Origin of the sequence: Pseudomonas sp. JL3, from assembly GCF_031570575.1 — a bacterium.
In the GTDB taxonomy this organism is placed as follows: domain Bacteria; phylum Pseudomonadota; class Gammaproteobacteria; order Pseudomonadales; family Pseudomonadaceae; genus Aquipseudomonas; species Aquipseudomonas cucumis.
Genome location: NZ_JAKWJK010000003.1, coordinates 433,966 through 454,992, shown reverse-complemented (window position 1 = coordinate 454,992; position 21,027 = coordinate 433,966). Strand labels below are relative to the sequence as shown.

General features: G+C 60.1%; 13 protein-coding genes. 6 read left to right on the top strand and 7 right to left on the bottom strand.

The window, feature by feature from the left end; translation table 11 throughout:
* Window positions 1–204 precede the first annotated feature (204 nt).
* Window positions 205–420, bottom strand: a complete 216-nt coding sequence (gene rmf, locus MMG91_RS08435; RefSeq protein WP_003223300.1) for a ribosome modulation factor — start codon at window positions 418–420, stop codon at window positions 205–207.
* Between the two features lie 530 nt (window positions 421–950).
* Between rmf and rlmKL the strand changes: the two genes are divergently transcribed.
* Together rlmKL and MMG91_RS08425 are read left to right on the top strand one after the other, a co-directional pair.
* The gene (rlmKL, locus tag MMG91_RS08430) at window positions 951–3,221 is read left to right on the top strand and encodes a bifunctional 23S rRNA (guanine(2069)-N(7))-methyltransferase RlmK/23S rRNA (guanine(2445)-N(2))-methyltransferase RlmL (RefSeq protein WP_310659323.1); all 2,271 of its coding nucleotides are present in this window, start codon (window positions 951–953) and stop codon (window positions 3,219–3,221) included.
* A 144-nt stretch (window positions 3,222–3,365) separates the two neighbouring features.
* A complete protein-coding gene (locus MMG91_RS08425; RefSeq protein WP_310659322.1) occupies window positions 3,366–5,756 on the top strand; it encodes a diguanylate cyclase in 2,391 nt (796 codons plus the stop codon).
* 77 nt (window positions 5,757–5,833) lie between these two features.
* Here the strand turns inward: MMG91_RS08425 and dacB are convergent, their stop codons facing one another.
* A complete protein-coding gene (gene dacB / locus MMG91_RS08420) occupies window positions 5,834–7,294 on the bottom strand; it encodes a D-alanyl-D-alanine carboxypeptidase/D-alanyl-D-alanine-endopeptidase (RefSeq protein ID WP_310659321.1) in 1,461 nt (486 codons plus the stop codon).
* Window positions 7,295–7,528: 234 nt separating this feature from the next.
* Here dacB and MMG91_RS08415 point away from each other — a divergent pair, with 234 nt between their 5' ends.
* Complete coding sequence (locus MMG91_RS08415; RefSeq protein WP_007896965.1) at window positions 7,529–7,873, top strand: YggL family protein; 345 nt, start codon at window positions 7,529–7,531, stop codon at window positions 7,871–7,873.
* Window positions 7,874–7,960: 87 nt separating this feature from the next.
* Here the strand turns inward: MMG91_RS08415 and MMG91_RS08410 are convergent, their stop codons facing one another.
* The gene (locus MMG91_RS08410; RefSeq protein ID WP_310659320.1) at window positions 7,961–9,151 is read right to left on the bottom strand and encodes a benzoate/H(+) symporter BenE family transporter; all 1,191 of its coding nucleotides are present in this window, start codon (window positions 9,149–9,151) and stop codon (window positions 7,961–7,963) included.
* Window positions 9,152–9,395: 244 nt separating this feature from the next.
* On the opposite strand from MMG91_RS08410, the gene MMG91_RS08405 reads away from it, so the two are divergent.
* Window positions 9,396–10,160: a GntR family transcriptional regulator gene (locus MMG91_RS08405; protein WP_305426131.1), complete on the top strand. Its 765-nt coding sequence runs from the start codon at window positions 9,396–9,398 to the stop codon at window positions 10,158–10,160.
* Window positions 10,161–10,297: 137 nt separating this feature from the next.
* On the opposite strand, the gene guaD is transcribed toward MMG91_RS08405, so the two are convergent.
* From guaD to xdhA, 4 genes are all read right to left on the bottom strand, one after another.
* Entirely contained in the window at window positions 10,298–11,602 is a 1,305-nt protein-coding gene (guaD, locus tag MMG91_RS08400; RefSeq protein ID WP_310659319.1) for a guanine deaminase, read from the bottom strand.
* Between the two features lie 27 nt (window positions 11,603–11,629).
* Window positions 11,630–12,475 carry a xanthine dehydrogenase accessory protein XdhC gene (xdhC, locus tag MMG91_RS08395; protein ID WP_123360034.1) on the bottom strand — a complete coding sequence of 282 codons (846 nt, stop codon included), beginning with the start codon at window positions 12,473–12,475 and terminating at the stop codon, window positions 11,630–11,632.
* A 125-nt stretch (window positions 12,476–12,600) separates the two neighbouring features.
* A complete protein-coding gene (gene xdhB, locus MMG91_RS08390; protein ID WP_310659318.1) occupies window positions 12,601–14,997 on the bottom strand; it encodes a xanthine dehydrogenase molybdopterin binding subunit in 2,397 nt (798 codons plus the stop codon).
* The gene (gene xdhA, locus MMG91_RS08385; RefSeq protein WP_310659317.1) at window positions 14,990–16,444 is read right to left on the bottom strand and encodes a xanthine dehydrogenase small subunit; all 1,455 of its coding nucleotides are present in this window, start codon (window positions 16,442–16,444) and stop codon (window positions 14,990–14,992) included. The genes xdhB and xdhA overlap by 8 nt, the downstream gene beginning before the upstream one ends.
* 266 nt (window positions 16,445–16,710) lie before the next feature.
* Between xdhA and MMG91_RS08380 the strand changes: the two genes are divergently transcribed.
* Window positions 16,711–17,370, top strand: a complete 660-nt coding sequence (locus MMG91_RS08380; RefSeq protein WP_052965425.1) for a GntR family transcriptional regulator — start codon at window positions 16,711–16,713, stop codon at window positions 17,368–17,370.
* Between the two features lie 2 nt (window positions 17,371–17,372).
* A complete protein-coding gene (gene smc, locus MMG91_RS08375) occupies window positions 17,373–20,861 on the top strand; it encodes a chromosome segregation protein SMC (protein ID WP_310659316.1) in 3,489 nt (1,162 codons plus the stop codon).
* The last annotated feature ends 166 nt before the right edge of the window (window positions 20,862–21,027 follow it).

Sequence of the window (21,027 nt, the reverse complement as noted above, 5' to 3'; positions counted from 1 at the left end):
AAGACCGCGGTGTCTGATTCTACGACTGCTGCGCAGCCGAACGCAGCCTCGCAGGCTCGGCAGCTGCTACAGGGGAATGTGTGGGTAGTTGGCATAAAAGGGCTCCTCGAAGGAGCCCCTGGGCCGAAGCCCGCCGTCCGGATGGGACGTGCGTGGTTAAGTCGTTGCGTAATCAGATTGTCGTGTCGGAGTGTGTGCCCTGTATTAGCCGACGGCGTGAAGTTCGTTGAGTCTGTGGATTCCCGCAGTGCCGGTCATACCGTCCCAGTTGTCGCCGCGTCCTTCTCGCCAGCCATTGATCCAGGCTTGGCGTACCGACGGTAGAGTAAAAGGGCAAAGCTCACGGGATTTACCACCAACGCCATATTGATATCCGCGCAAAAATGCTCTTTCCAACGGATCACGCTTAAGTCTTCTCATAGGGTGTTGCCCTCACTTGTTGACTGTATTTATCGCGTCGACCTCAATCGAGGTCAGGCAGAAAAATCCTGCCGTTGGCGGCTCGCTGCCGGCGTCGCGAGCCAAGGTGTTGACGCCGTTGCGACGTCAACCTGAGTTGAGTTCTAACCAATGCGTCACATCGAGGGAATGATCGTTTTGTCATAAGAACGTAACCATAAAGATGCTATGGCCATAAGTAACACGATATTTGTCCCGTGTTTATTGGCCAAAGCCCGGTATGATCGGCCCTGCGCGGGATGAGAGAGGTGAGGCCTTTAACGAGAATGACACCCGTTCACCTGGGGACTATTCGACGAAGGGTCGACTTATGACATTTTGTTGCATCAACTTTTTTATCTGCCCTGGCATCTAAGCTCTTTTAATCCGAGCAGTCAGGGTGGGACGGCACACCTTCGTGCCACGCGGGCGTTCTGTTAGAAAAACGCCTGATTGAAAACCGGATCGGCAATGCGTTGCCGGTTCACTTAGCTAAAGGCTCTGGAATTACCATGTCCGATCGTTTCGAACTCTTCCTCACTTGCCCAAAAGGCCTTGAAGGCCTGCTCATCGAGGAAGCCGTCGGGCTTGGCCTTGAGGAAGCACGTGAGCACACCTCGGCTGTGCGCGGCATGGCCACCATGGAAACCGCTTATCGCCTGTGCCTGTGGTCGCGTCTGGCGAACCGGGTGCTGCTGGTGCTCAAGCGTTTCCCGATGAAAGACGCCGAAGACCTGTACCACGGCGTGCTCGACATCGAGTGGCAAGACCACATGCTCAATGACGGCACCCTGGCGGTCGAATTCAGCGGTCACGGTTCGGGCATCGACAACACCCACTTCGGCGCCTTGAAAGTCAAAGACGCCATCGTCGATAAACTGCGCACCCCGCAGGGCGATCGTCCGTCCATCGACAAGCTCAACCCGGACCTGCGCATTCACCTGCGTCTGGACCGTGGCGAAGCGATTTTGTCCCTCGACCTGTCCGGTCACAGCCTGCACCAGCGCGGTTACCGCTTGCAGCAGGGCGCGGCGCCGCTGAAGGAAAACCTCGCGGCGGCGATTCTGATCCGTGCCGGCTGGCCACGGATTGCCGCCGATGGCGGCGCGCTGGCTGACCCGATGTGCGGTGTCGGTACGTTCCTGGTCGAAGCTGCGATGATCGCTGCCGACATGGCGCCAAACCTGCGTCGCGAGCAATGGGGCTTCACCGCCTGGCTCGGTCATGTGCCGGCGCTGTGGAAAAAGCTCCACGAAGAAGCCACCGAACGCGCCGCAGCCGGCCTGGCCAAGCCACCGCTGTGGATTCGCGGTTACGAAGCTGACCCGCGCCTGATTCAACCGGGCCGCAATAACGTCGAACGTGCCGGCCTGAGCGAGTGGATCAAGATCTACCAGGGCGAAGTCGCGACGTTCGAGCCGCGCCCGGACCAGAACCAGAAAGGCCTGGTGATCTGCAACCCTCCCTATGGCGAGCGTCTGGGCGATGAGGCGAGCCTGCTCTACCTCTACCAGAATCTCGGCGAACGTCTGCGTCAGGCGTGCCTGAACTGGGAAGCGGCGGTGTTTACCGGCGCCCCGGACCTGGGCAAGCGCATGGGCATCCGCAGCCACAAGCAGTATTCGTTCTGGAACGGCGCCTTGCCGTGCAAATTGCTGCTGATCAAGGTCACGCCAGACCAGTTCGTCACCGGCGAGCGTCGGACTCCGGAACAGCGCCAGATCGAGCGTGAACAGGCCGAATCCGATGCTCCGTCGAACATCGAAGCGCCGGGCAAGTACGAGAAGTACAACAAGAACGGCAACCCGATCAAACCGGCCCCGGTGGTGATCGAGCAACCGCGCTTGAGCGAAGGCGGGCAGATGTTTGCCAACCGCCTGCAAAAGAACCTCAAGGCGCTGGGCAAGTGGGTCAAGCGTGAAGGCATCGACTGCTACCGCGTCTACGATGCCGATATGCCGGAATATTCCATGGCCATCGACTTGTACCACGACTGGGTCCACGTTCAGGAATACGCCGCACCAAAATCCATCGACCCGGAAAAAGCCTCGGCGCGGATGTTCGATGCCCTGGCGGCGATCCCGCAGGCGTTGAACATCGACAAGAACCGCGTGGTGGTCAAGCGTCGCGAGCGTCAGAGCGGCACCAAACAGTACGAACGCCAGAGCGCACAGGGCAAGTTCAATGAGGTCAACGAAGGCGGCGTGAAGCTGCTGGTGAACCTCACCGACTACCTCGACACCGGGCTGTTCCTCGACCACCGACCGATGCGCATGCGAATTCAGAAAGAGGCGACCGGCAAGCGCTTCCTCAACCTGTATTGCTATACCGCGACGGCCAGCGTTCATGCGGCCAAGGGTGGCGCGCGCAGCACCACCAGCGTCGACCTGTCGAAAACTTATCTGGATTGGGCACGTCGCAACCTGTCGCTGAACGGTTTTTCCGACAAGAACCGTCTGGAGCAGGGCGATGTAATGGCTTGGCTCGATGCCTGCCGTGACGAGTACGACTTGATCTTCATCGACCCGCCGACCTTCTCCAACTCCAAGCGCATGGAAGGGATCTTCGACGTGCAGCGTGATCAGGTGCAGTTGATCGACCTGGCCATGGCGCGTCTGGCACCGGGCGGGGTGTTGTACTTCTCCAACAACTTCCGCAAGTTCCAGCTCGAGGAAAATCTCACCGAGCGTTATGCCGTTGAAGAAATCACCGCCCAGACCATTGATCCGGATTTCGCCCGTAATGGCAAGATCCACCGTGCCTGGAAGATCACTGCTCGCTGACACTTGAGCCTGATTGGATCCACAGGGCCTTGATTTTTAAAGGCTCTTGGGTTCTTTCAGTGCTGGTCAAATTAGTGGCTAATAGCTATAACTCAACCCATGGCCAATGGGCTTTTCCGGCACCTGGCGTTTTGAGTTGTATCTATGTCGCTGCACGCCGTGCGCCCCAAGATCCTGGGTTTTATCCGCGAAGATGTTTCGGCCTGGCTGGTCGCGCTGCTGGTATTGCTCGTCGGCGGGATTCTCACGGGATTGCTGGCCTGGGCGACGTTCAATCAATTTCATCAGCAATTGCGGCAACGTTTCCAGCTGCTCGCCAGTGAACGTTACAGCCGTATCGAAGAACGTTTCGAAGATCAGGAGCAGCGCCTCGACGGCTTGCGCCGGTTCTTCGTCAATTCCGAATCGGTGTCCCGCGAGGAATTCGACGGTTACGCCAAACCTCTCTTGCGTCGCACCCAGGCCTACTCCTGGGCTCCCCGGGTTTCCCGCGTCGAACGGCCTCTACTTGAGCGCGCGGTGCTTGAACAAGGTTTGAGCAGTTTCATCTTTCGAGAACTCAACGCCGATGGTCAGTTGCAACCAGCCGGCTTGCGAGATGAATACGTACCCGTGCTCTACACCCAAACCCAGAGCCGACTGCCCACGCCGCTGGGTTATGACCTACTGGCCCAGCCCCTGCGTCGCTCGACTCTGGAGCGGGCCGATCGCAATGGTCGCATGGCCGTGTCGCAACCCTTGCATCTGGTAGGCATCGAGCCCGCCTATTCGCGGGGCGTGTTGCTGGTAGCACCCGTCATCCGTCAGAACCTCCCGAACGCCGCGCCCGCCGGGTATGTCATGGCGGTGATCAGCATGCGCCAACTACTGGCGGACGGACTGCCGGAAGAAAATCATGACTCTCTCTCGGTGCGGATCCTCGACTTGTCCACCGATGAGCAGCATGAAGTGTTGTACGAGTCGACCAACACGGCGGGGGCCAGTGACTTGTCCTTCACACGTTTGCTACAACTGGCCGACCATGATTATCAAGTGGATATGCATCCCAGCGCCGCGTTCCTGAAAGCCAACCATTCCTCGGTGACCAGCCTGGTGGTGCTCGGTAGTCTGCTCAGCCTGCTGCTCAGTGTGTTTCTGTATGTATTGGTCAGTCAGCGCCAACGGGCGTTGAAACTGGTCGAACAACAGACCCAGGAACTTCACGACCGTGAGCAAGAGTTGCGCGGCACCCATGGGCAGTTGCGTGGTGTGCTGGATGCTGCGACTCAGGTAGCGATCATCGCCACCGACCTGCGCGGCGTCATCAGCACCTTCAACGCTGGCGCGGAGCAAATGCTCGGTTATGCCAGTGCGCAGGTCATAGGCCATATGACCCTGGAAAGTCTGCACCTGCCCCGGGAGCTCCAAGCGCGCTCGGCCGAGTTGAGCGCGCGCTATGGCAAACCTATCCCGACGTGTCAGGCGATGTTGGTCGAAGGCGGGGAAGAGGGCGGTCACGAAGCCCGGGAGTGGACGCTGCTCCGCTGCGACGGCAGCCATTTGACGGTGAACATGCTGGCCACCCCGGTCCTCGACGAGCAAGGCTTGTGGGTCGGGCACCTGGCGATCTGTATCGACATCACCGAGCGCAAGCGCGTCCACGAAGCCCTGGCGGCACGGGACCTGTTGTTGAAGAAACTCAGCGCCCATGTGCCTGGCGGGATTTATCAGTTCAAGATGGAATTCGATGGGCGCTTCAGCGTGATCTACGCCAGTGACGGTATGCGCGATATCTACGAACTCGAGCCGGACGTGCTGTTGCTCAACGCCGAAGCGGTGTTTGCGCGGATTCATCCTCAGGACACGCGTCGGGTCCGCGCTTCGATCCTGGCCTCGGCGGACACCCTCAGCCCCTGGCGCGAGGAATACCGCGTGCAATTGCCCGAGCGTGGTCTGCGCTGGGTCCGCGGCGAAGCGACGCCGGAGGAACTGCCCGGTGGCGGTGTTCTGTGGCATGGCTACATTTCGGACATCTCCGACCTCAAACGGGTGGAAGAGGAATTACGCGCACTGTCGGTGACCGACTCCCTGACGGGGATCCATAACCGTCGCTACTTCCAGGAGCGCCTGACCACCGAAATGGCCCGGGTCGAGCGCGGCGGTGGCGAGTTGTCGGTGATCATGCTCGATATCGATCATTTCAAGCGCATCAATGATCAGCACGGTCATGCCGTGGGTGATCGGGTATTGCAGGCTGTGTGCGAGCGCATTGGCGGTCGCCTGCGGTGCACCGATGTGTTCTGTCGCCTGGGCGGCGAAGAATTCATGGTGCTCTGTCCGGATATCGACGGCAAACAGGCTCATGTGCTGGCCGTTGAGTTGTGGCAAGGATTGCGCAGCGCGCCGATCGACGAGGTCGGGATCGTCACCGCGAGTTTCGGGATTGCCAGCTGGAAGGTCGGAGAGGGCGCGGATGCGCTGCTGTTGCGGGCTGACTCAGGGGTGTATGCGGCGAAGCAGGCGGGAAGGGATCGGGTTGAGGGGCAGATGAGTTAACCCAGCCAAGATAATCGTTCCCACGCTCTGCGTGGGAACGCCTCAATGGACGCTCCGCGTCCGCTTCAGGTTGGGAGTTACAACACCGAAGCCGTTTCTGGCAGTTTCGGCTGGCGGTACAGATCCAGCAGCACCTGATCCAGCACCGAGGAAGCGCCAAACGGTGCCTTGTCGTTGAGGATCGCCACGACCGCCCAGGTATTGCCATTGACGTCGCGGCTGTAGCCGGAAATGGCGCGCACGGTGTTCAGGGTGCCGGTCTTGACGTGGGCTTCACCGCGCATCGCGGTGGTCTTCAGGCGTTTGCGCATGGTGCCGTCGGTGCCGGCGATTGGCATCGAGCTGATGAACTCGGCGGAATACGGACTGCGCCAGGCGGCTTGCAGCATCGCGGCCATTTCACGAGCACTCACTCGTTCGGCGCGGGACAGACCGGAGCCGTTCTCCATCACCAGGTGCGGCGCGGTAATGCCTTTCCTCGCCAGCCACTGACGCACCACCCGCTGGGCGGCCTTGGCGTCGTCACCGTCGGCGTCGGTGCGGAACTTCTGGCCCAGGCTCAGGAACAACTGCTGAGCCATGGTGTTGTTACTGTATTTGTTGATGTCGCGAATGATCTCCGCCAGGTCTGGCGAGTAGGCCCGGGCCAGCACCTTGGCGTTGCTCGGCGTCGGTGCCAGACGATCCCGGCCCTGGATGCTGCCGCCCAGCTCCTTCCAGATCGCCCGCACAGCGCCGGCGGTATAGGTTGCATGGTCGAGCAGCGACAGATAGGTCTGGGAACTGCAACCTTCGCCCAACTGGCCGCCGACGGTCACGGTGACACTGCCATCAGCCTGGGGCACCGGGTTGTAGCGCACGCCACCGGTGCATTGCTTGGAGTTGAGCGCCTTGACCTGATTGTCGATGCGGATGCTGGCAATCGGCGGCTCGACCGACACCAGGACCTTGCCCGAGTCGTTGCGAGCCACGAAGCGCAGGGCCTTGAGGTTGACCAGCAGCGCGTCGGGTTTGACCAGGAATGGTTTGTTCTCGTCATTGCCGTCGTCGTTGAACTCGGGCAGTTGCGGCTGCACGAAGAAGCCACGGTCCAGCACCAGATCGCCGGTGATTTGCGTCACGCCGTTGGCGCGCAAGTCGCGCATCAGCAGCCAGAGTTTTTCCATGTTCAGCTTCGGATCGCCGCCACCCTTGAGGTAGAGGTTGCCATTGAGGATGCCGCCGCTGAGGGTGCCGTCGGTGTAGAACTCGGTTTTCCACTGGTGGTTCGGGCCAAGCATTTCCAGCGCGGCATAAGTGGTCACCAGCTTCATGGTCGAGGCCGGGTTAACCGAAACGTCAGCGTTATGAATGGTTGGGGTGCCTGGGCCGTTGAGCGGAATCATCACCAGCGACAGGGCACTGTCCTGCAGTTTGCTGGCCTTGAGGGCCTTTTCGACGTTGGGCGACAGGGCGGTGTTGATCGTCGCGGCGGAAACAGGAAGGGCCAGGGGCAGAAGAAGACTGGCCAGCAGCAATGGACGCAAAGATTTGATCATTTGAAATAAAACCCTACAGCCGAGGGGGAAAAAGACGAGGGCATGGAGATAAATTCCCTCGGCGGTCATGAAAGTGTCGGCATTATGCCCCAAGGTGTAGCGGCTTGTGCCGTACCCTGGTCCGCTAAACCGCTATTTTTTTACCGGCGGTAGGTGTGGCGCTGTTCTGAGGCGGGCAATCGGCGCCTTAAACTGCTAAAGTGCGGCCCGTTATTACTTATGAGGATTGTTCCAATGGCGACTAACCGTTCCCAGCGTCTGCGCAAAAAACTGTGCGTCGATGAATTTCAAGAGCTGGGTTTCGAACTGAACCTGGATTTCAAAGAAGATTTGGCTGATGAAGCCATTGATGCTTTCCTCGACGCGTTCCTGAAAGAAGCCATGGAAGCCAACGGTCTGGGCTATGTTGGCGGCGACGACTTCGGTCTGGTGTGCCTGCAGAAGCGTGGCTCGGTTTCCGAAGAGCAGCGTGCCGCTGTTGAAGCCTGGCTCAAAGGCCGCAGCGAACTGACCGAAGCAACCGTCAGCCCGCTGATCGACGTCTGGTACCCGGAAAAGCCGATCAATCCGGTAGCTTGATGTTCTAAAAAAAAACGGCGACCCGAGGGTCGCCGTTTTTTTATGCCTGCTTTTTGTAGGCGTATGGCTTGGCCCGCGAAGGGGCCCTCAGGCCTTGCGCCAGTTCAGAATCACCAGCGTCAACACCCCCGCCACAATCCCCCAGAACGCCGAACCGATGGAAAACAGCGTCAACCCCGACGCCGTCACCATAAAGGTAATCAGCGCCGCTTCCCGTTCCTGCACTTGCGCCATGGCAATGTGCAACCCATTGATGATCGAGCCGAACAGCGCCAGCGCGGCAATCGACAGCACCAGCTCTTTAGGCAGTGCGGCGAACAACGCTGCCAGCGTCGCGCCGAACACCCCGGCAATCCCGTAGAAAATCCCGCACCAGACGGCCGCGGTGTAGCGCTTGTTGCGATCTTCATGGGCGTGCGGCCCGGTGCAGATCGCTGCGCTGATGGCGGCCAGGTTGATCCCATGGGAGCCGAACGGCGCCAACAACAACGAGGCAATGCCGGTGGAGGTGATCAGCGGTGAGGCCGGCACGTTGTAGCCGTCGGCGCGCAATACGGCGATGCCCGGCATGTTCTGCGACGTCATCGCCACCACGAATAGCGGAATGCCGATGCTGATGGTCGCAGCCAGGGAGAAATGCGGCGTGGTCCAGACCGGTGTCGCGACTTCCAGATGGAAGCCACTGAAATCCAGCAACCCCATAAACCCCGACAGTGCAGTGCCAATCAACAGCGCGGCGAGCACGGCGTAGCGCGGCGACAGGCGCTTGACCAGCAGATACGTGAAGAACATCCCCAGGACCAGCGCAGTGCGGTGCTGGGCGGCGACGAAAATCTCGCTGCCGATCTTGAACAGAATCCCCGCCAGCAACGCCGCCGCCAATGAGGGCGGAATCTTTTTCACCAGCCGTTCGAAACTGCCGGTCAGGCCGCAAATGGTCACCAGCACTGCGCAAGTGATGTAGGCGCCGATGGCCTCGCCATAGCTGACCCCGCCCAGGCTGGTGATCAGCAGCGCCGCGCCGGGGGTCGACCAGGCGATGGTGATCGGAGTGCGGTAGCGCAAGGACAAGCCGATCGAGCACACCGCCATGCCGATAGAGATCGCCCAGATCCACGACGAAATCTGCCCGCTCGTCAGCCCCGCTGCTTGCCCGGCCTGGAACATCAGCACCAGTGAGCTGGTGTAGCCGGTCATCATCGCGATGAACCCGGCGACGATGGCCGAGGGTGACGTGTCAGTCAGGGGGCGAAGCTGCGTGTGCGTGGCGTCGGTCATGACAGCGGTGTTCCTTGTTCTGATAAAGATGTCCGTAGCGACGTCTTCCAATTCTGCGTTCAAGCCTAAACTGAAAAGTAACCGGTCGTTGCAATACAGCGAGGGCGTCAAACAGCCGTACAGTCGTGTTGCCACCTTCCATTGTGTACAATCGCGGTGTTTTTTACGCGATACTTGCCAGCGACCCACTGTGCCGTATTACAGTCACGGTCAATTCGCCGCAGTTCTCCCGACTCGAGTGCCCATGAACGAACAGTTGCAACCCCTCAAGAAACAACCGCGAGCAGGCAAAGCCGGCCGTAGCGGTACCCAGGACGATATTGTCTATGCGCATATCTTCGAGGCCATCCTCGAACAGCGTCTGGCGCCCGGCACCAAGTTGAGCGAAGAAGCGCTGGGGGAAATTTTCGGGGTCAGCCGCACCATCATTCGCCGTGCGCTGTCGCGTCTGGCCCATGAAGGCGTGGTATTACTGCGACCGAATCGCGGCGCTGTCGTCGCCAGCCCGAGTGTCGAAGAGGCCCGCCAGGTGTTTCTGGCGCGGCGTCTGGTGGAGCGAGCGATCACTGAATTGGCGGTTCAGCACGCCACCGCCGAACAACTTCTCGAGCTGCGGCAGATGGTCAACGACGAGCGCGACAGTTTTTCCCGTGGCGATCGCGGTGCCGGGATCCGTCTGTCCGGCGAGTTCCATTTGAAACTGGCCGAAGCGGCGAAAAATGCCCCGCTGATCAGCTTTCAGCGCAGCCTGGTGTCCCAGACTTCGTTGATCATCGCCCAGTACGAGAGCGGCAACCGTTCCCACTGTTCGTATGATGAACACACCCAGTTGATCGACGCGATCGAAGCGCGGGACGCGACGCTGGCGGTGGACCTGATGATGCATCACATGGACCACATCGACAGCAAACTCAACCTCGACGAAGAAAGCGCGTCGGATGATTTGCATGCGGTGTTTTCGCATTTGTTGCAGACCAAGAAGCCTGGGCGCTCGACTGCCAAGCTGTAAGTCAGACCGGGATTGATCGTTCCCACGCTCTGCGTGGGAATGCCTCAATGGACGCTCTGCGTCCGCTTCGGCTGGGACGCGGAGCGTCCCGGGCTGCATTCCCACGCGGAGCGTGGGAACGATCAGCCCGAAAGATCTTAGCGCTGATGCACCAGATTCCCCGCCGCATACGTCTGCAACACCGTCCGGTCATCCCCCAGCGTCATCAATACAAACAACGTCTCGGCAATGTTATTGGCCTGTTTCAGGCGATAGCCGAGCAGTGGCGTGGCGTTGTAGTCCAGCACCAGGAAGTCCGCGTCGCTGCCCGGTTGCAAGGTACCGATCTTGTCTTCCAGGCGCAGTGCGCGGGCGCCGCCGAGGGTGGCCAGGTACAGCGACTTGAACGGGCTCAACCGAGCGCCTTGCAGTTGCATGACTTTGTAGGCTTCGTTCAGGGTTTGCAGCAGCGAGAAACTGGTGCCGCCGCCAACGTCGGTACCGAGGCCGACATTGAGTTTGTGCTTCTCGGCCATGGGCAGATTGAACAGGCCGCTGCCGAGGAACAGGTTCGAGGTCGGGCAGAAGGCAATCGCTGAACCCGTCTGCGCCAGTCGCGCACATTCGTCATCGCACAGGTGCACGCCGTGGGCGAACACCGAGCGCTCACCGAGCAGTTGGTAGTGATCGTAGACGTCCAGGTAGCCCTTGCGCTCCGGGAACAGCGCCTTGACCCACTCGACTTCCTTGAGGTTTTCGCTGATGTGGGTCTGCATGTACAGATCCGGGTATTCACTCAGCAATTGGCCGGCGAGGGTCAGTTGTTCCGGGGTGCTGGTCGGGGCGAAGCGTGGGGTGACCGCGTAGTGCAAGCGGCCCTTGCCGTGCCAGCGTTCGATCAGCGCCTTGCTTTCGACATAGCTCGATTCGGCGGTGTCGGTCAGGTAGTCCGGCGCGTTGCGGTCCATCATTACCTTGCCGGCGATCATCCGCAGGTCCAACTGTTCGGCAGCCTCGAAGAACGAGTTCACCGACTGTGGATGCACGCTGCCGAACACCAGCGCCGTGGTGGTGCCGTTGCGCAGCAGTTCCTTGATGAAAATATCCGCGACTTCGTCAGCGTGGCCCTTGTCGGCGAACTGGCTTTCGCACGGGAAGGTGTAGGTATTCAACCAGTCCAGCAGCTGTTCGCCATAGGCACCGACCATGCCGGTTTGCGGCAAGTGGATGTGGGTGTCGATGAAGCCCGGGGTGATCAGGGCGTCCTGATAATGGGTGATCTCGATGTCGGCCGGCAGGGTCGGCAGCAATTCGCTGGCGTGGCCGATGGCGCTGATCTGGCTGTTATCGACCACCAGCAGGCCGTCTTCAAAATACTCGTACGAGGCTTCGATGCCCACTTCGGCGGGGTCGGCGATGCTGTGCAGGAGGGCGGCGCGATAGGCTTTGCGAGTCAGAGGCATGTGAGTTCTCAATTGGTTCGAAGCTTTTCAGTTCAAAGCTTGGCTGCGGCGTGAAGCAGGCAGCAGTTTGGCGATCGATGATCCGGCGCTGGCGGTGTGCTGGCCGAAATTCGCGTTATAGGTGGCGATGATTTCGCCGGCGATGGAGATGGCGATTTCCACAGGCAACTTGCCTTTGACTTCGCCGATGCCCATTGGGCAGCGCATGCGTTGCAGCACGCTGCTGTCGAAGCCGCGGTCACGCAGACGGTGTTCGAACTTCACCCGTTTGGTCTTCGAACCGATCAGGCCGAAATAGGCGAAGTCGTTGCGCTTGAGGATCGCGGCGGTGAGTTCGAGATCGAGCTGGTGGTTGTGGGTCATGACGATGCAGTAGCTGCCAGCGGGCAGGTCGTCGACTTCATCCACCGGTTCTTCGGTGACGATCTTGCGCACGCCGTGGGGGATCTGTTCAGGAAATTCCGCTTCCCGCGAGTCGATCCAGCGCACCCGGCAGGGCAGGCTGGCGAGCAGCGGCACCAGCGCCCGACCGACGTGGCCGGCGCCGAACACCGCAATCTGCGCCTGGACCTGGCCCATCGGTTCGAACAGCAACACGGTCACGCCACCGCAGCACTGGCCCAGGCTGGCGCCGAGGCTGAAGCGCTCCAGATGGGTGTCCTGTCGGCCGCTGGCCAGCATCTCGCGGCCGATCTGCATGGCTTTGTATTCCAGATGCCCGCCACCGATGGTGTCGAACGTTTGCGTGGCGCTGATGACCATTTTCGAGCCGGCATTACGCGGCGTCGAGCCGAGCTCTTCGATGATGGTCACCAATACACAGGGTTCACCCCGGGTTTGCAGGTCGGCGAGGGCGTCGATCCAGTTGTACATGTTTCACCTCTCAAGATCATTCCCACGCTCTGCGTGGGAATGCATCTCTGGACGCTCCGCGTCCGCTGTTCACAATGCGACGCAGAGCGTCGCGGGCTGCATTCCCACGCAGAGCGTGGGAATGATCAAACCACTACCTCGGATTCGGCTTCCACGGTCTTCGCCGCCTTCAACTGGCGCATCTGCTCGCAGCCCCACAACACCCGCTCCGGGGTCGCCGGTGCGTCGATTTTCGGTTGATGCTGGTAGTCGCCCAAACTGGCCACGGCGTCCTTGATCGCACACCACGCGGCGATCCCGAGCATGAACGGCGGCTCACCCACAGCTTTGGAATGGAACACCGTGTCTTCCGGATTCTTGCGGTTTTCCACCAGCTTCACCCGCAGGTCCAATGGCATGTCGGCCACTGCCGGGATCTTGTAGCTGGCCGGGCCGTTGGTCATCAGTTTGCCTTTGTCGTTCCACACCAGTTCTTCCATGGTCAGCCAACCCATGCCCTGGATGAACCCCCCCTCGACCTGGCCGATGTCGATCGCCGGGTTCAGCGAGTCGCCGACGTCGTGAAGAATGTCGGTGCGCAGCATCTTGTACTCGCCGGTCAGCGTGTCGACGATCACCTCGGCGCAGGCCGCACCAAAGGCGTAGTAGTAGAACGGCCGACCACGGGCCTGGCTGCGGTCGTAGTAGATTTTCGGGGTCTTGTAGAAGCCGGTGCTCGACAGCGACACCTGAGCGAAATACGCCTGCTGGATCAGCGATTCGAAGGTGAGGATGTGATCGCGAACCCGCACGTGACCGTTGTGGAATTCCACGTCTTCTTCGCTGACCTTGTATTGTCGCGCCGCGAATTCCACCAGGCGTTTCTTGATGGTTTCAGCCGCGTTTTGCGCCGCTTTACCATTGAGGTCGGCGCCGCTCGAAGCAGCGGTTGGCGAAGTGTTCGGAACCTTGTCGGTGTTGGTCGCGGTGATCTGTACGCGGTCCATTTCCACCTGGAACACTTCAGCCACGACTTGCGCAACCTTGGTGTTCAGGCCCTGGCCCATTTCAGTGCCGCCGTGGTTCAGGTGGATGCTGCCGTCGGTGTAAATGTGGATCAGTGCACCGGCCTGGTTGAGGAAACTGGCGGTGAAGGAAATACCGAATTTCACCGGGGTCAGCGCCAGGCCTTTTTTCAGGATCGGGCTGTTGGCGTTGTAGCGACGGATCGCTTCGCGACGCTCGGCGTACTGGCTGCTTTCCTCCAGTTCGGCGGTCATTTCCTCGAGCATGTTGTGCTCGACGGTCTGGTAGTAATGGGTGATGTTGCGCTCGGTCTTGCCGTAGTAGTTGGCCTTACGCACCGCCAGCGGATCGAGGCCCAAATGCCGGGCAATCGCGTCCATCACTTCTTCGATGGCGACCATGCCTTGCGGGCCGCCGAATCCACGGTAAGCGGTGTTCGACGCAGTGTTGGTCTTGCAGCGATGACCGTTGATGGTCGCGTCGCCCAGGTAGTACGAGTTGTCGGCATGGAACATCGCGCGGTCGACAATCGATGCCGACAAATCCGGTGAGCAACCGCAGTTACCGGCCAGTTCCAGCGCAATGCCATGCAGGCGGCCAGTGCTGTCGAAGCCGACGTCGTACTCGACGTAGAACGGGTGACGCTTGCCAGTCATCAGCATGTCTTCGACACGCGGCAGGCGCATTTTGGTCGGCTGGCCGGTCAGGTGCGCAATCACCGCGCACAGGCACGCCGGGCTCGCGGCCTGGGTTTCCTTGCCGCCGAAACCACCGCCCATGCGGCGCATGTCGACAACGATTTTGTTCATCGACACGTCCAGCACCTCCGCCACCAGCTTCTGCACTTCGGTGGGGTTCTGGGTCGAGCAGTAAACGATCATGCCGCCGTCTTCAGTCGGCATCACCGAAGAGATCTGGGTTTCCAGATAAAAGTGTTCCTGGCCGCCGATGTGCAGCGTGCCTTGGATGCGATGTTCTGCAGTAGAAAGCGCAGTGGCCGAATCGCCGCGCTGATGGGTATGACTGTCGAGCACAAAGTGGCGTTTGCGCAGGGCTTCGACCACGTCCAGGACCGGTTCCAAATCTTCGTATTCGATGATCGCGGCCATGGCCGCTTTGCGCGCGGTTTCCAGGTCTTTCGCCGCCACGGCCAGTACCGGTTGACCGACGAATTGCACGTCATCGATGGCCAGCAATGGGTCGCCCGGCAACAGTGGGCCGATGTCTTTCAGACCCGGCACATCTTCGTGGGTGATGGCGATGCGTACGCCTTCGAAGGCGTAACAAGGCTTGGTGTCGATGCTGATGATTTTCGCGTGGGCGCGGTCCGACAGCCGTGCGTAAACGTGCAGCTGATTCGGGAATTCCAGCCGATCGTCGATGTACTGCGCTTCACCGGACACGTGCTTGTCGGCGCTGTCGTGCTTGACGCTGCGACCGACTCCGGTAGTCAGGTCCTTGGCGAACAATTCAGCCAGTTCAGCTTGGGTCTTCTCTACAGTGTGATGATTAGACATAAGCGGTCACCCGAGTCTCGATGTGCGGTGTTTGCAGTTCGATGAAGTATTTGCGCAGCAGGTTCTGCGCGCTGAGCAGGCGGTATTCCTTGCTGGCGCGGAAGTCCGAGAGCGGTGTGAAATCTTCGGCCAGTGCGGCGCAGGCGCGTTCAATGGTGGCGTTGTTGAACGGTGCGCCAACCAGCGCGGCTTCGCAGTTCTTCGCACGTTTCGGGATCGCCGCCATGCCGCCGAAAGCAACGCGGGCGTCGGCGACTACGCCATGGTCGATGCGCAGGTTGAACGCTGCACAAACGGCGGAAATGTCATCGTCCAGACGCTTGGATACCTTGTAGGCGCGGAACAGTTGTTCAACGCTGGCGCGCGGCACGATGATCTTTTCGATGAACTCGCTTTCCTGACGCGCGGTGACCCGGTAATCGATGAAGTAATCTTCCAGCGCCATGGTGCGGCGGGTTTCGCCTTTGCACAGGACGATCTGCGCGCCGAGGGCGATCAGCAGGGGTGGCGAGTCACCAATCGGCGAGGCGTTGCCGATGTTGCCGCCCAAAGTGCCCTGGTTGCGGATCTGCAAGGAGGCAAAGCGCTGCAGCAATTCACCGAAATCCGGGTATTCGGCCTTCAAGGCGTCGTAGCAGTCGGAGAGGGCAGTGGCGGCGCCGATTTCCAGGCGATCGTCGAAGCGTTCGATGCGTTTCATTTCGGCAACGTTGCCGACGTAGATCATCACCGGCAAGGTGCGGTGGAACTGGGTGACTTCGAGCGCCAGGTCGGTGCCACCGGCCAGCAGGCGAGCCTGTGGATAAGCGTCGTAGAGGTCGGCCAGATCGGCCACGGTCAACGGCACCAGGCAGCGTTTGTCGCCACTGTTGAGTTCGCCGATGTCGGTGGGGGCGATGGCTTTCAGGCGAGCGATGGTATCCGCTTCTCGCGCATCGAACTGGTCCGGTTGTTTGCCGCAGCACGATTGCTCCGCGGCGGCCAGGATCGGCCGATAGCCGGTGCAGCGGCAGAGGTTGCCGGCTAGCGCTTCGTGGGCTTTATGGGCGTCGGGCTCGTCGCTGTTCTTTTGCAGCGCGAACAGCGACATCACGAAGCCCGGCGTGCAGAAGCCGCACTGCGAACCGTGGCACTCGACCATGGCTTTTTGCACGTTGTGCAGTTCGCCTTGGTGCTTGAGGTCTTCGACGCTGATCAGTTGCTTGCCGTGCAGCGACGAAACAAAGGTCAGGCACGAGTTGAGGCTGCGATAGCGGATGTGTTCGCGGCCATCGTCGTCCGTCTGCAACTCGCCGACCACCACGGTGCAGGCGCCACAGTCGCCGCTGGCGCAGCCTTCTTTGGTGCCGGGTTTGCCCACATGTTCGCGCAGGTAATTGAGCACGGTCAGGTTCGGGTCCAGGGCGTGCTCGCTACGGAGTTCCTGGTTTAGTAAAAACTGGATCACGGAAGGCCTCGCAAACTCATTATTGTTGTTAACCGACATGAGCCGAATTTATCAGGTCTGACTTTTCGGTCAATGATTTTCTGACTTAAAGGTCAGGAAATGGCGTTTTGTCGATCAACGACTCGTTCCTTCATTATTGACCCTCACGGGATAGCTTGCCTTTTGCGTGAATCGTGCCAAAAACCGCTGGGTGGGCACTCCGCCATGACCCATCAATTGCGCTACACTGCGCCGCTTGTGCAGATCGAAGAGTTTGAAGGACAACCATGACGTTCAAGGCGCCGGACAGCCTCGCCGAGCAAATTGCTCACCACCTCGCCGAACGTATCATTCGCGGCGAAATGAAGCCGGGGGAGCGCATTCAGGAACAGAAGGTCACGCTGGCGCTCAATGTCAGCCGCGGTTCAGTCCGTGAGGCCTTGCTGATTCTCGAGCGCCGCCACCTGATCGCGATTTTGCCGCGACGAGGCGCCCATGTGACCGAACTCACGGCGCACAAGGTACAGAGCCTGTGCACGCTGATGAGCGAGTTGTACATTCTGCTCGGCAACGCCGTGGCCAGCGGCTGGCAAGTGCAGGCCGACATGGCGCCGTTCGTGCAGATCCAGCAGCGCCTGACCGACAGCTACGAGCGTCAGGACATCCGCACATTCGTCGACGACAGCTTCAGTGTGATGCGCGCTGCTTATCCGTTCGCCAATAACCCGTACTTGCAGGAAACCGTCGAGAATTTGCAGCCGGCCATGAGCCGCGCGTATTTCCTCGCACTGGATCAGCGCAAGGCCTCGATGAGCGAGTTTTTGGAGCTGTTCGAACGCCTGCTCGCTGCCGTGCTGGCCCGTGACTTTGCGCAGATCCGCGTGGTGCTGACGGCGTATGCCCAGCGCAGTTGCGATCTGGTGATTTCTGCCCTGACGGTCGCTTAAGCGTGCGGCTCAAGTGCATCAAACTGGCGGGGTTCAAATCCTTCGTCGATCCGACCACGGTAAACTTCCCCAGTAACATGGCGGCGGTGGTCGGCCCCAATGGTTGCGGCAAGTCGAACATCATCGACGCCGTGCGCTGGGTGATGGGCGAGAGCTCGGCCAAGAACTTGCGCGGTGAGTCGATGACCGACGTCATCTTCAATGGCTCGACCAGCCGTAAACCGGTGAGTCAGGCCAGCATTGAGCTGGTGTTCGATAACTCCGACGGCACCCTGCTCGGCGAATGGGCCGCCTATGCGGAAATTTCCATTCGCCGCAAAGTGACCCGCGACAGTCAGACCACCTACTACCTCAACGGCGCCAAATGCCGTCGCCGCGACATCACCGACATCTTTCTGGGCACCGGCCTCGGCCCGCGCAGCTATTCGATTATCGAGCAGGGGATGATCTCCAAGCTGATCGAGTCCAAGCCCGAAGACCTGCGCAATTTCATCGAAGAAGCGGCCGGTATTTCCAAGTACAAGGAGCGTCGGCGCGAGACTGAAAACCGTATCCGTCGCACCCACGAAAACCTTGCCCGCCTGACCGACCTGCGCGAAGAGCTCGAGCGTCAGCTTGAACGCTTGCACCGCCAGGCCGAGGCCGCCAAGAAGTATCAGGAATACAAAGGCGAAGAGCGTCAGCTCAAGGCCCAGCTGTCGGCCCTGCGCTGGCAGGCGTTGAACGAACAGGTCGGCCAGCGCGAGTCGATCATCGGTACGCAGGAAGTCACCTTCGAAGCCCTGGTGGCCGAGCAACGCAATGCTGACGCGGCCATCGAACGCCTGCGCGACGGTCATCACGATCTGTCCGAACGCTTCAATTTGGTGCAAGGGCGTTTCTATTCGGTCGGCGGTGATATAGCCCGGGTCGAACAGAGCATCCAGCACGGTCAGCAGCGTTTGCGTCAGTTGCAGGACGACCTGAAGGAAGCCGAACGCGCCCGGCTGGAAACCGAGTCGCACTTGGGCCACGACCGCACCTTGCTGCTGACCTTGAGCGAAGAGCTGGACATGCTCACGCCAGAACAGGAAGTCACCAGCGCCGCCGCCGAAGAAGCCGCTGCCGCGCTCGAAGAATCCGAAGCCACCATGCATGCCTGGCAGGAGCAGTGGGACACCTTCAACCTCACCGCCGCCGAGCCACGCCGTCAGTCTGAAGTTCAACAATCACGGATCCAGCAGCTGGAAACCAGCATGGAGCGTTTGGCCGATCGCCAAAAGCGTCTTGGCGAAGAACGTGCGTTGCTGTCGGCGGATCCCGAAGACGCGGCGATCAGAGAGCTCAGCGAGCAGTTGGCCGCGTCCGAGGCCACGCTCGAAGACTTGCAGGCCAGTGAAGAAGCACAAGTCGAACGCCTCGAGCAACTGCGTCAGGAGTTGCAGCAAGCGCTTTCGGCCCAGCAGCAAGCCCAAGGTGATTTGCAGCGGCTCAACGGTCGACTGGCGTCGTTGGAAGCCTTGCAGCAAGCCGCGCTCGATCCCGGTACCGGCACTGCCGAATGGCTGCGCGAACAGCATCTGGCGGATCGCCCGCGTCTGGCCGAAGGCCTGAAGGTCGAGGCCGGTTGGGAACTGGCGGTGGAAACCGTGCTCGGCGCCGACCTGCAAGCGGTGCTGGTGGATGACTTCGGTGATTTCGATCTGGCCGGGTTTGCCCAAGGCGATTTGCGCCTGCTCAGCCCGGCCGCCGATGGCGTGCGCATGCCTGGCAGTTTGCTCGACAAGGTCGAGGCGCAGATTGATTTGTCGCCATGGCTGGGGCAGGTCAAACCGGTCGACAGCCTTGAGCAAGCCTTGGTCTTGCGTGGGCAATTGGCCGCCGGGCAAAGCCTGATCAGTCGCGACGGTTACTGGGTCGGTCGACACTTTTTGCGTGTGCGCCGGGCCAGCGAAGCGGAAAGCGGTGTACTCGCCCGTGGCCAGGAAATCCAGCGTTTGGGCCTTGAGCGCGAAGAGCGCGAAGCCACGGTCGAAACCCTGGAAACCCAACTTCAGAATCTCAGGGCGCAACAGCGCCAGCAGGAAAACGGCCGCGAACATTTGCGCCGTTTGCTGCAAGACGAAGCGCGTCAGCAAGGCGAATTGAAAGCCCAGCTGTCCGCCGGCAAAGCCAAGGTCGAGCAGTTGACTCTGCGCCGTACCCGTCTCGATGAAGAACTTACCGAGTTGACCGAACAGCGCGCCCTGGAACACGAAAACATCGGCGAAGCGCGCCTGCAATTGCAGGAGGCCCTCGACAGCATGGCGCTGGACACCGAGCAGCGCGAGCTGCTGCTGGCCCAGCGCGACAGCTTGCGCGAACGTCTCGATCGGGTGCGTCAGGAAGCCCGACAGCACAAGGATCATGCGCATCAATTGGCGGTGCGCCTCGGTTCGCTGAAGGCGCAACACGATTCCACTCGTCAGGCCCTTGAGCGTTTGGAAATGCAGTCCGAGCGCCTGACCGAAAAGCGCGAACAACTCAGTCTCAATTTGGAAGAGGGCGAGGCACCGCTGGAAGAACTGCGGCTGAAGCTCGAAGAGCTGCTCGACAAGCGCATGACGGTTGACGAAGAACTCAAGACCGCGCAAATCGCCATGGAAGACGCCGACCGCGAACTGCGCGATGCCGAAAAACGCCGGACCCAGGCCGAGCAGCAATCCCACTTGATTCGCAGCCAGCTCGAGCAGCAGCGCATGGAATGGCAAGCGTTGACGGTGCGACGCAAGACCCTGCAGGATCAATTGCTCGAGGACGGCTACGATCTCAACGGCGTGCTCGCCACGCTGCTGGCCGGCGCCAACGAGAAAGACGCCGAAGAAGAACTCGAGCGCATTGCCGCGCGGATTCAGCGCCTCGGCGCGATCAACCTCGCGGCCATCGATGAATACCAGCAACAATCGGAGCGTAAACGTTATCTGGACGCTCAGAATGACGATCTGGTGGAAGCGCTGGATACGCTCGAGAACGTGATTCGCAAGATCGACAAGGAAACCCGAAACCGCTTCAAAGATACCTTTGATCAGATCAATGGCGGTTTACAGGCCCTTTTCCCAAAAGTTTTCGGCGGAGGACGCGCGTATTTGGAACTGACGGGCGAAGATCTACTCGATACAGGGGTAACGATCATGGCGCAGCCGCCAGGAAAGAAGAACAGCACCATCCATTTGCTCTCCGGTGGCGAAAAAGCCCTGACCGCATTGGCCCTGGTATTTGCCATCTTCAAGTTGAACCCGGCGCCGTTCTGCATGCTCGATGAGGTTGACGCGCCATTGGATGACGCTAACGTTGGACGCTACGCACGGCTGGTCAAAGAAATGTCGCAGTCGGTGCAGTTCATCTACATCACCCACAACAAGATCGCCATGGAAATGGCCGATCAATTGATGGGGGTGACGATGCACGAACCCGGTTGCTCGCGTCTGGTGGCAGTGGATGTGGAGGAGGCGATGGCCATGGTGGACGCCTGAGTCATTGCGTGTAGGGCAAGTAATTTTTGAGCTGTAGGGCTTTTTACCTGTCTTGACTTGCTGGCCAATCGACACAATTCGCGCAAGCCACTGTGACAGACGGTGTAAAGTTGCCTTTGGTCGTGCTAGTTTAATGTCAATTTTTCGTATACGTGGGCAAAACGCC